Source organism: Dethiosulfovibrio salsuginis (genome assembly GCF_900177735.1).
GTDB classification, from domain to species: domain Bacteria; phylum Synergistota; class Synergistia; order Synergistales; family Dethiosulfovibrionaceae; genus Dethiosulfovibrio; species Dethiosulfovibrio salsuginis.
Window position 1 is genome coordinate 1 of sequence record NZ_FXBB01000054.1, and the last position, 11,304, is coordinate 11,304.

Annotated in this window: 13 protein-coding genes; 11 read left to right on the forward strand and 2 right to left on the reverse strand. The window is 56.5% G+C overall.

Features of this window, described 5'->3' with window-relative positions; translation table 11 throughout:
* A partial coding sequence (locus tag B9Y55_RS12500) for an IS66 family transposase (RefSeq protein WP_143340950.1) occupies positions 1–247 on the forward strand: 247 nt, incomplete at its 5' end.
* A gap of 120 nt (positions 248–367) precedes the next feature.
* Positions 368–2,500 (forward strand): methyl-accepting chemotaxis protein, encoded by a 2,133-nt coding sequence (locus B9Y55_RS12505; RefSeq protein WP_085545680.1) that lies wholly within the window; start codon positions 368–370, stop codon positions 2,498–2,500.
* A gap of 37 nt (positions 2,501–2,537) precedes the next feature.
* On the opposite strand, the gene B9Y55_RS12510 is transcribed toward B9Y55_RS12505, so the two are convergent.
* Together B9Y55_RS12510 and B9Y55_RS12515 are read right to left on the reverse strand one after the other, a co-directional pair.
* Positions 2,538–3,464 carry a DnaJ C-terminal domain-containing protein gene (locus B9Y55_RS12510; RefSeq protein WP_085545681.1) on the reverse strand — a complete coding sequence of 309 codons (927 nt, stop codon included), beginning with the start codon at positions 3,462–3,464 and terminating at the stop codon, positions 2,538–2,540.
* Positions 3,465–3,505: 41 nt separating this feature from the next.
* Complete coding sequence (locus B9Y55_RS12515; protein WP_085545682.1) at positions 3,506–4,747, reverse strand: HDOD domain-containing protein; 1,242 nt, start codon at positions 4,745–4,747, stop codon at positions 3,506–3,508.
* 148 nt (positions 4,748–4,895) lie between these two features.
* Here B9Y55_RS12515 and B9Y55_RS12520 point away from each other — a divergent pair, with 148 nt between their 5' ends.
* The 9 genes from B9Y55_RS12520 to B9Y55_RS12560 form a co-directional block, all read left to right on the forward strand.
* Positions 4,896–5,717 carry an ABC transporter ATP-binding protein gene (locus B9Y55_RS12520; protein WP_200806684.1) on the forward strand — a complete coding sequence of 274 codons (822 nt, stop codon included), beginning with the start codon at positions 4,896–4,898 and terminating at the stop codon, positions 5,715–5,717.
* Positions 5,714–6,811, forward strand: a complete 1,098-nt coding sequence (locus B9Y55_RS12525; protein WP_085545683.1) for a SufB/SufD family protein — start codon at positions 5,714–5,716, stop codon at positions 6,809–6,811. Before B9Y55_RS12520 ends, B9Y55_RS12525 begins: the two co-directional genes overlap by 4 nt.
* A 272-nt stretch (positions 6,812–7,083) precedes the next feature.
* A complete protein-coding gene (locus B9Y55_RS12530) occupies positions 7,084–7,284 on the forward strand; it encodes a heavy-metal-associated domain-containing protein (RefSeq protein ID WP_085545684.1) in 201 nt (66 codons plus the stop codon).
* A complete protein-coding gene (locus tag B9Y55_RS12535; protein ID WP_085545685.1) occupies positions 7,281–7,505 on the forward strand; it encodes a DUF5665 domain-containing protein in 225 nt (74 codons plus the stop codon). The genes B9Y55_RS12530 and B9Y55_RS12535 overlap by 4 nt, the downstream gene beginning before the upstream one ends.
* Before the next feature lie 20 nt (positions 7,506–7,525).
* A complete protein-coding gene (locus B9Y55_RS12540; RefSeq protein WP_268753313.1) occupies positions 7,526–9,673 on the forward strand; it encodes a heavy metal translocating P-type ATPase in 2,148 nt (715 codons plus the stop codon).
* Between the two features lie 48 nt (positions 9,674–9,721).
* Complete coding sequence (locus B9Y55_RS12545; protein ID WP_085545686.1) at positions 9,722–10,171, forward strand: 4Fe-4S binding protein; 450 nt, start codon at positions 9,722–9,724, stop codon at positions 10,169–10,171.
* Positions 10,172–10,203: 32 nt separating this feature from the next.
* Positions 10,204–10,434: a glutaredoxin family protein gene (locus B9Y55_RS12550; RefSeq protein ID WP_085545687.1), complete on the forward strand. Its 231-nt coding sequence runs from the start codon at positions 10,204–10,206 to the stop codon at positions 10,432–10,434.
* A 107-nt stretch (positions 10,435–10,541) separates the two neighbouring features.
* Entirely contained in the window at positions 10,542–10,925 is a 384-nt protein-coding gene (locus B9Y55_RS12555) for a YbaY family lipoprotein (RefSeq protein WP_085545688.1), read from the forward strand.
* A 161-nt stretch (positions 10,926–11,086) separates the two neighbouring features.
* The coding region (locus B9Y55_RS12560; protein ID WP_200806685.1) for a transposase at positions 11,087–11,304 on the forward strand (218 nt) is incomplete at its 3' end.

Sequence of the window (11,304 nt, forward strand, 5' to 3'; positions counted from 1 at the left end):
GGAGATCCTGCTCTATGCCAGGGACTTTGCGATCCCCTTCGACAATAACGAAGCTGAGCGAAACATCCGCAACTTCAAGGCGAAGCTTAAAATATCGGGCTGCTTCCGAACCTCGGAAGGGGCTAATGACTATGCCAAAATAATGTCGTTCCTCATCACGGCGAAAAAGAACTCGATCAACATCTTCGAGCCCATGTCTATGGCTCTCGATGGTCAGATTCTCTTCCTGGATGGGGCGACTGAATAGTTACCCAAAAGTAGCAAAGGTCCTCCTTAGTGGCCTCTTTGTTCTATCGAAACGAATAAGGAATATATGTAACGGTGGTGATACAATGGACACGAAAATATCCTGGAAGGGGTGGGTAGTGTGAAACGGAAAGGTGGAGCCGTTGGGCTTACCGTGGGGTTACAGGTGTCTCTGGTGGTGGGGGTCCTCATAGTGTCCCTTTTGGCGTTGGTTATCGGGGTGGCGTCCTTCAGGTCCGGCAGGATGATGGAGAACACCATAGACCAAGGTGGCCTTGGCTTCGTGGAGAGCCTTCAGACAGGGGCATCTCAGGAGATCCGCTCCCTTAGGGAGGCCAATCACTCCTACGCAAACATAATCGTACAGCGACTTGACGGTAAGATGACCTTCGAGAACGAGGATCTTATCCAGACGGGGGATGTGGAGGTTAGCAAGCTTTTCATAATGGACGGCTCTCTTCAGCAGGTCACCGGGGACATGACACTGGTCGATGAGTGGCAGGAGGCCATGGGGTCCCAGTTCTCCATATACCAGGTTGTCGAGGGCGGTATGGTTCGGGTCTCCACGACCTTAAAGGACCAGGACGGCGTCCCTCTTCTCGGTAACTTCACCGACTCGTCCTCCCCTAGATACGTCAAGACAGTGGAGGAGGGGCAGGGATACGACGAGATCGTCTCGGTGATGGGCTATCCCCACGTAGGGTACTACCGACCGGTGAAGGACAACTACGGTGACGTAAAGCTGGTCATATTCGCCGGAACCTCTCTGGTGCCGGTCCAAAGACGGGTCATACAGTCCAGTCTAGGGGACGGTAGCTACGGGGCTATCTTCGACGGCCAGGGGAGGTTCGTCGCCCATCCCACCATACCGACAGGCTCTCCTGTCTCCGAATCCGCCCCGGACCTCTGGAAAGTCCTATCCTCCCAGGGGGTTATGGCCTCCTCCAGCCCCACCGAGGTGAGCTACGACTATAACGGCCGAAACTCAAAGGCCTATATACAGAAAATCGAGGGCACCGACTGGTTCGCTATGGTCATAGTGGACCAGGATCTAGCCATGGCCCCGGTAAAATCGATGAAAACAGGGCTCATCCTGTGGACCTCACCTCTGGCGTTACTGGGCCTCGTACTGCTTAGCTTTGCGGTGATGAAGCTGGTATCACCTCTCAGGAAGGTCGTCGATATAGCTGGAAGGATCGCCCAGGGAGACCTCTCTATGCACATCTCCATCAGGGAGAACAGTGTCAACGAGATAGACAGGGTGATGGCCGCCTTCGGCCGTATTCTGGAGGAATATCGCCAGCTGGTCCAAAAGGTCAACGGTATGAACCGCCAGTTCGCCGAGGGGGCGAAGACTATGAGCGACATAGCTCAGGAGACCCATCAGGCCCTGGCGACGGTGTCCGAGGCGACCGAGGCGGTGGCCTCTATGGTGGACTCTATAGCCTCCTCCGCCGAGGAGACAAACGCCGGAGTGGAGGAGGTCTCCTCCGGGGTGGCCAGTTCGACTCAGGTCGTCACCGAACTCAGCGAGAAGGCTCAGTCGGTCTCGGGCAATGCCGAGCAGGGGAGCAAGGCCGTCGACGACGTCACCGCCGGCACCTCCAGGGCAGGGGAGGCGACCGCTAGAGTAGTGGAGGCTATGGCGGAGCTGGAGCGATCGGTTGGAGGTATTACCGGCTTCGTAAACACCATAGTATCCATAGCGGACCAGACCAACCTTCTGGCGTTGAACGCCGCCATCGAGGCCGCCAGAGCCGGTGACGCCGGGAGGGGCTTCGCTGTAGTTGCCGAGGAGGTCAGAAAGCTGGCGGAGGAAAGCAACGGAGCGGCCTCCAATATACGAAAGGTCATAGAGGCCGTCCAGACCGATATGTCGGTGGCCGCCAAGGACACCAAGGAGACCGGCTCGGTTATGGAGGATCTTCTGATTAAGTCCAAACAAGCGGCTAAAGAGATAAAAGGGGCCACCGAAGGGGTCGCCGCCATGGCGGAGGGGATTCAGTCCATAGCGGCGTCCTCGGAGGAGCAGACCGCCAGCACCCAGGAGATAGCTCGGGCGGTGGACACCATAGCCTCTATGTTGAACCAGGGTAGAGAGTCCGCCCAGGATATGAAGGAAGCGGCGGACAAAATGGGTGTAAAGCTCGGAGAGCTCAAGGCCATCAGGCTCAATCAGCAGGAGAGACTGGCGGAGCTTCGGGATCTCACCGCCAACTATCGCCTGGAGGAGACATCTCCAGCGGTGAGATAAAATCACAGGGACCATGGCTTGTCCATGGTCCCTGTCTTTACGTCCTGGGGTTGAAGGACGATTCTTCCCTTAAGGCGGAGAGAAGTTCCCTTTCCCTTTCGTTTAGCCTGTCCGGTACGACTATCTCTATCTTTGCGTAAAGGTCTCCGACGCCGGACCCCCTGAGAGGAAGCCCCTTTCCCCTGAGCCGCAGTTTCTGGCCCGACTGGGTTCCTGATGGCAGTTTTACCTTCACCGTTCCCGATGGCGTGACCACAGGCAGGGAATCCATACCTAGGGCGGCCTCCCATGGGCTGACCTTGACGGTGGTTATCAGGTCATGGCCGTCGACGGAAAACCTGCTGTCTTTCGCCAGCTTGATGGTTATCCTCAGGTCACCTCTTTGGCCTCCCGACGGCGACGGTCCTCCCTGTCCTCTGAGGGTTAGCTTCGATCCGTCGGTGATGCCTCTTGGCAGGTTCACCTCCAGCGATCTGGTGGAGCCTTGGCTCTGGATGGATATATGTCTCTTCACAGGGGCTTTTAGGGCGTCGTCCAGGGAGATCTCTAAGGTCACAGCCAGGTCCTGCCCCTTAAATCCCATGGACATATCCCCTTCCATCCCCCCCATGTTGCCGAAGATGGTCCTGAAAAAGTCGCTAAAGCCACCCATATCTCCGCCGAAGCTCTGGTTTCCTCCGAAGCCGCCGGAGAAGTCGCCGTAGCCGTAGTCGCCGCCGGACCGGAAATCTCGACCGGCCTGCCAGTTAGGCCCTAGTTCGTCGTAGAGTTTTCTCTTTTCCGGGTCTCTCAGCACCTCGTAGGCCTCGTTGATCTCCCGATATCGAGTCTCCCCCTCGGGGGTCTTGTTGACGTCGGGATGGTATTTTTTAGCCAGCTTCCTGTAGGCCTTCCTTATCTCCGACTCCGTTACACCCCGAGAGACGCCCAAAATCTCGTAATAGTCCTTGTACTGCACCGACATGGGGCCATCCCTCCTTGTTTGACGTATATTGACCTTCGGTATTATACAAGGGGCTTGTGGGTTTGTGAAGGTCGGTTTGATCCGAAGCTGAAGAACTCCATCGCCCCATCTATCTGGCTTTCCGCCTGATCGATCCATCTGTCCAGGTGTTCCGGCGACAGCCAGGGAGCGATTTTGCCGGAAAACTTCATAGGAGGCATGACCTTGCTACCGCTGGTCCCTATATCCAGAGCTATAGCTATCATGTCCGACAGGGCTATGACGTTGGCCTCCAGCTCCAACCCTTTGGCCATGGCGGGGTTATGGTGAAATCTGACGATAGACTGGAGTGGATCGGGAATGCCCCACATTTTCAGCAGTTTTCCCCCTACCCTTCCGTGATCGAACCCTACGGCCTCCCTCTCCGCCTCGTAGAGCGGGGTCTGCTTTGAATAGGAGAGGTATATAGCCGCCTCCATCTGAAAGGGCATCCTCTCTACCATGATCAGCCTTCCGAGGTCGTGAAGGGTTCCACCGGTGAAGAGAAGCTCCTGATCCAGCTTAAGGTCCTTAGCTATCAGCTTGGCTATTATGGCTGTCGCCAGTGAGTGACGCCAGAATTCCTCCATGGTGAGGTATTCCGGGGACAGGTCGTCGAAAATCGATATAACCGAAACCCCTAAAGCGAGGGTGGAAAGCTGTTTAGCCCCTAAAAGGGTAATTGCCCTAGCCACCGTGTTCACCGGCGAAGAGGGAGAGTAAACAGGGCTATTGACCAACCTGAGGAGCCTGGCGGTCAGATTGGTGTCCATCCCGACCACCGCCGCTAGGTCGGAGGAGGAGCTTATCGGTGACTTTAGGCACTCTACGATGCGGTAATAGACGTCCGGCAGCGACACCAGGTCGGGATGGCTCTCCAGCAGCTGCATGACCGACAGGTAGGAAGGAATCCCTTTGCCTCTGGAGCCTACCGGACGGGATATAAAGCTCTCTCCTTTGGTCGGGTCCACAGGCCTTTTTAACGCTCTGTCGTAGAGATAGGATACCAAAGGGTCATCCATCGGGAGGGGCGAAAATTTCTTCGCTACCTTTATTCCCCTGGAGATCATATCGTCTCCTTGCCCCTGTCCCCTGTCCTGCCTGTCCACCACCTCAACCTGATATATCCCCCACTCCCTGAGGCTTTGCATATAGTGGTCCGTTATCACCGTACCGCTGGGGAGCAGCTTCAGGCCAGATCGGTCTACGACGTCGCTGGACAGGACCATCCCTCTTCTAAGTCGATCTACGGTTATCTTGGTCATGCCGCCTTCTCACCTCCGTTTTCGATTGGTCAAAAGGGAAAACTAAATCCCACTGAAGAAGTTGTGTTTTCCTCCCTATGGTCCTATACTATTATCCATAGGGGAAACTTTTAACGTATCCTTGCAAAGAGCATTGGAGGAATGGAACATGAACGGAACAGCTTTGTTGGAGGTCCGAGACCTGTGCGTCGAGGTAGAGGGACAGCCGGTCCTCAAAGGGGTCTCCCTGGACATAGGGGAAGGGGAGATCCACGCCGTCTTCGGTCCCAACGGCTCCGGTAAGACCACCCTTCTGGGCAGCATAATGGGGCTTGGCAAATACGATATCACCTGTGGTTCCATCCTCTTCAAGGGACAGGATATCACAGGTTTTTCCGTGGACCAACGGGCTAGCTTAGGAATTGGGATGTCTTTTCAGAGGCCTCCTACCATCCACGGCGTAAGGCTTAGGTCCCTTCTGGAGCTCTGTGAGTCGGACAAAGAGGAGATAGAGACCTTGGCGGAAAGCCTCAACGTGTTGCCTTTTTTGGACAGAGAGGTAAACGCCGGCCTTTCCGGCGGAGAGCTGAAGAGGGTGGAGCTGCTTCAGCTGCTCCTTCAGAGGCCCGACCTGGTGTTTTTGGACGAGCCCGAGTCAGGGGTCGATCTCGAGAACATGGCCTTAATCGGCAGAGCCTCTGCGTCGGTGCTGGGCCGAGAGAGACCTCTCGTATGCGGTCCTGGATGTGACGGATCCTCCTGTCACAGAGAGCTTTCCATAAAGGAGATGAAGGAAAGACGGCACAAGGCGGGGCTCCTCATAACCCACACGGGAAATATAATGGACTACGTCAACGTCGACAGAGGCCACGTCATGATGGACGGCAAGATAGTATGTTCGGGAAACGCCAGGGAGATACTGTCCGAGATACGCCGAAGCGGCTATTCCGAGTGCTTCCGCTGCATGATAAAAGAAGAGGTGAAAAGATGATCTCCCCGGTTGAACGGTTATCGGACCTGTCGGAACAGGACAGAGGTACTCTTGTGAAAAGCGGCATCGACCCGGAGGCCAAGGTATCCGGCAGCTTTATGCTGGCGGATCACTCCACGGTACACTGCAACTGCTCCGACCCAGAGGTGGAGGTCCTCCCTATCTCCACCGCCCTCGAGCTTCACGACGGCCTCAGGCCCTACTGGCGTCGTCTAATAGACGACAATGAAAACGGCGATCCCGACGGAGGCTACTTCATCCGCTCCAAGGCAGGATCCACGGTGACCTATCCCCTCCAGGCCTGCCTATACCTGGCGGAGGAGAAGCTGACCCAGAACGTCCACAATATAGTGGTCGCAGAGGAAGGGTCCACACTGAACATCCTCAGCGGATGTGCCACCGCCCCTGGAGTCCGCTCGGGGCTCCACGTAGGGGTCTCGGAGATATACGTCGAGAAAGGAGCAACCCTGTCTTTCACCATGGTCCACAACTGGGGGGAGGACATGGCGGTCAGGCCCAAGACTTCCATAGTCGTGGAGGAGGGCGGAACCTTCATATCCAACTACATCTGCCTCAAACCGGCGAAGGACCTTGTTATGTACCCAACGGCGGTTCTGAAGGGCAAGGGTGCGGTCGCCACCTTCAACAGCGTGTTTCTGGCCACCGAAGGGTCCTGTATCGACTCGGGCTCTCGGGTTATCCTAAAGGCGGAGGACACCAGGGCTGAGGTGGTGTCCAGGGCGGTCTCCATGGGAGGCAAAATCTACGCCAGAGGTCACCTGGTAGGAGAGGTCCCCGGGGTCAAGGCCCATCTCGAGTGCGACGGCCTGATCCTATCCGACCGAGGGCTGATCCACGCCATACCGGAGCTTGAGGCCCAGTGTAATGACCTGGAGATGTCCCACGAGGCGGCGGTCGGAAAGATAGCCCAGGAGGAGATCGAATACCTCATGGCGAGAGGGCTGTCGGAGGAGGATTCCCGGTCCCTCATAATAAAGGGTTTTCTGTCCCTGGACATACTGGGGCTCCCGGAGGAGCTCAAGAGGGACATGGAGGAAACCATAAAGCAAGCCGATTCAGAGGGGGCCATGTAGGGAATCTCTAAAAACTCATTTTCGAGCATCCTCGGAGAGACCGTCCCGCCTACGCCCTGTTTCGCCCAAGCGTATGCTCGACCTGCCTGCTTCGTACGAACCGCCTCGGAGGGCACGTCCTGTGCCCCCTCGGCTTGGGGCGACGTCCTGTCGCCCCATTCGACTACACGACGGCATGTCGAGTATACGGGCTCAAATGGGCTCCGTCGGAACGATCTCTCCGAGGAACAGCGTTTTTAGAGATGCTCTATAGAAAAAAGGAGGAAAAACAGATGGCTGAGTACAAATTAACGGTACCTGATATGTCCTGCTCTCATTGCGAGGGAAGGATAAAGTCGATTCTGGAGGGGATGAACCTTCCGTCTTTCTCCGTGGACCTTGACGGTAAGACCGTCACCGTCGAGACCGACGACCTGGACAAGGTGCTTAATGCCCTGGATGACGGAGGCTACGAGGCCAAGGAGAGGCCGTGAAATACCGCCGCTTCCTGTGGGTGTCCTTTCTCGGAGGGGTCGCTCGAGGGGTGGGTTTTGCCCTGGGGCTTACTGTGGTGGCGGCGGGGATACTATGGGGTTTGGTCGGTTTCCTAAGGACGGTGGTGGACTGGAACCTGCCTTTTATCGGCCAATACGTCGCCGAGTTTCTCAAGGTGGTGATGGATCAGATGGACCTCCTGCAACATGGGGTCCGCTGATCGTCGAAAGGGGTGGCTAAGTGGAGGGCAAAAACCTGTCTCTCACCGTGACGGGCATGACCTGCGCGTCCTGCGCCAGGATAGTCGAGAAAAAGCTGTCCAAGGTGGATGGGGTTTCCTTCGCAGGGGTAAACCTGGCGACCGAGACCGCCTTCGTGGTCACCGACGGCACCGTGCCAGAGGAGCTTCTGGAGAAGGCGGTACTCTCGGTGGGGTACGGCGTCTCTCGGGAGAGGCCCCAGGACCTGGAGGAGGGCCGCTACAGGAAGGCAAGGATAAACCTGTCTCTGGCCTGGGCCATAACGGGGCCGCTGATGGCCCTCATGGTGTTTCACATGATGGGCATCCACGTCCCGGGATATCTCTGGATGGAGATATTCGGCGGTGCGGTGGTCATATTCGGAGCTGGCTGGGGGGCTCTGAGGGGGGCGTGGATCGCCCTGACCCACGGACACGGCAACATGGACGTCCTGGTGTCTCTAGGGGCTCTGGCCGCCTGGTCCACCGCGTTGCTCGGGGCTTTGGGCCTCAACGTATCCTCCTTCGGCGCCGTCGGGGCCATGATAGTAGCCCTCCACCTGACTGGCCGTTTTATCGAGTCCCACCTTCGGGGTCGGGCGGCCAAGGAGATAAGGGCATTGGTCGGTATCCAGGCCAGAGAGGCCAGGGTACTCAAAGACGGTTTGGAGATGACCCTTCCCATAGAGGCCCTTAAAGAGGGCATGACCCTTTTGGTGCGGCCCGGAGAGAGAATACCCTCCGACGGAACGGTCCTGTCCGGTCGTTCGGCGGTGGACGAGTCCATGATAACCGGCGAGCCTATACCGGTCTCAAAAGAGTTGGGTGACCCAGTCACCGGTGGCTCCGTCGCCGTAACAGGGTCGATGGAGATCGAGGTGACCAGGGTCGGCGAGGATACCTTCCTGTCCCGTATGATAGCCCTAATAGAGGAGGCCCAGGGGGCCAAGATCCCCATTCAGGCCTTCGCCGATCGGGTGACCGGGGCCTTCGTCCCGGTTGTCGCCCTGCTGGCCCTGGCTTCGGGAGTGTTCTGGTATACGTCGATCGACCGGTTCGGGTGGTTTTTGGACCGGGCCTCGGCGTGGCTTCCCTGGGTCGTGGAGGCAAGAGACCCCCTTTCTGTGGGCCTCTTCGCCTTCGTTACCACAATCGTCATAGCCTGTCCCTGCGCCCTGGGGCTGGCGACCCCTATGGCCCTCATCACAGGCACCGGTGCGGCCTCCAAAAAGGGCCTTGTCATAGGCAACGCCGAGGCGATCCAGACCGCCGGAGACGTGAAGGTTGTTATACTGGATAAAACCGGAACCCTGACCCTAGGTCGGCCCGCCCTGGCCCATATGGATCTGGATCGGAGGGCCCTTTCGGTGGCGATCGCCATGGAGTCCATGTCCAACCACCCTCTGGCCAAGGCCATAGCGGAGATAGAGGCGGACCCTCTGGACGTGTCGTCGGTGGAGGAGATCGTCGGAGAGGGCCTCAAAGCCCTAATAGACGGCGAGGAATGGACGGTAGGAAGGCCTCTGTCCATGGAGCGATACTCGGACCAGCTGGAACTGGGCCGCACTGTGGTTGAGGTCCGGCTCGGCGAGGGGGTTCGAGGCTTCCTGGCCCTTGAGGATCCCATCAGGCCAGAGGCGAGCTCCGCCATAGAGGAGCTTAGATCCTTAGGGATCAGGCCGGTTATGGCAACCGGCGACAACCGAGGCTCGGCGGCGCTGGTCGCTAGAGCGGTGGGCATAGACCCTGAGGACGTCCACAGCGAAATCAGGCCCGAGGACAAGCTGTCCATAGTCAGGTCCGAGCAGGCCAAGGGAGTCAAGGTTCTCATGGTAGGAGACGGCATGAACGACGCCGCCGCCCTCAAAGGGGCGGATGTCGGGGTCGCCATAGGGTCGGGCACCGACCTGGCCATAGACAGCGCCGATATGGTAATAGTATCCGGCGGCGTGGACCGCATAGCCCAGGGTATAGCCATATCCCGAAAGACCTTCTCGGTCATAAGGCAGAACCTCTTCTGGGCCTTTGCCTACAACCTGCTGGCCCTTCCTCTGGCCATGGCGGGCCTTCTCCATCCTGTGGTGGCCGAGGTCGCCATGACCTTCAGCTCAATATCGGTGATACTCAACTCCATGAGGGTCGGCAGTTGACAATAATACCCCTAAGGGGTATTATTGAGCTAATGGAGGAGGGGGATTATGGATACTAAGTATATACGCTGGATATCTGCCCTGATTTATGCTACCGTAATGGTGGTAGGGTGGTGGTATCCTCCTGTGGCTTTGGTGGCCTTCGCCCTGATGGGGCTGGTCCTGTTAACCGGTAAAAGAAAAAAATGGTGCGGTTCCTACTGTCCTAGAGGAAGTTTTCTCGATATGGTGATGAAGCACCTTTCGCCTAAAAAGCCCGTCCCGAAATGGATGACTGGAAAACGAATCTGGTACATCTCATTAGGTGTTTTCCTGGCTATGTTCACATCTCAGATTTTGCTTACCGGGCTCTGGAACGACTTCTCCTGGTGGAGATTCGGCGTGGTGGCCTACAGGATGTGTCTCATAACCTCTTTAGTGGCGTTGCCTTTGGCGTTGTGGAGAAACCATCGGGCCTGGTGTTCCGTATGCCCCGTGGGAAATCTCCTAAGACGATAGTTTTTTATCAAAATCCAGAAGGAGGAATAGTTATGACCGTAAAAGTATATTCGACCCAGGGCTGTGTATGGTGCAAAAAGGTTAAAGAATACCTTACAGACAAGGGAGTGCAGTTTGACGTCATCGACGTAGGTGCCGACCGTGAGGCGGCCAAGAAGATGGTCGCCGAGACCGGCCAGATGGGCGTTCCGGTTATCGACGTAGACGGCAAGTATATAGTAGGTTTCGACAAGGCCGCTCTTGATGAGGCATTAGGGCTCTAGGTAGCGGACTAAAGCGGATCGTTATCCCTCTCCAAGCTCTGGTGTTATAATAATGGCCAGAGTACTGAGAGGAGGTATGTAGCATACATACTAAAAGAGTTGTCGCTATGATAATAGGCTGTCTTATGGTCGTGGTTGCGGTATTTCTGGCCGCCGAGCTTTACGATCACGATACCATCGTGGGAGAGGTCGCTTACAGGGAGAGAATTGCCCTGCCTGAGGGGTGCTCACTGGTGGTAGCGATCTTTGACGTTACCCCTGGTTCCCCTAGAAAGCCTGTGGCCTCGGTTTCCAGGACATTGGGAGACGAGCAGGTTCCCCTGCCATTTAAGCTAATATACCGGCCCAGCGTCCTTGTCGAGGGCCGAGATTACGCCCTTTACGGCAGGATAGAGTCACCTCACAGAGAGATTATGTTCGTGACCCTGGAACCAGTAGCCCTACCTTTAGATGGCCAGGACGTGGCCATATGGCTTAAGTCCGCCAAATAGCGAAAGGCCCTGTCCCGATCGGGACAGGGCCTTTTAACAGGTCAAGCGGAATTCCCCATCTTCTAAGCCAAAGGCGAAAGATGGGGATGGATAGTTTTTCCCAATAGGCGATAAATCTTGTTTTTATCTACCTAGTGGTATAGGATGTAAAACAGAAGGACCTGTCTCGTAAGGCTAAAGGCAGCTGCAACAGACAGAAGGCAAGGCTAAAGGTCACCAAACTGCACGGTAAGGTAGCGGACCAAAGACGTGACTTCTTACACAAGGTCAGCACCGAGATCATTCGCGAAAACCAAGCCATAGTGATCGAGGACCTTAGGGTCAAAAACATGTTGAAAAACCATTGTCTCGCTAAAGCCATATCGGAGGTTTCATGGAG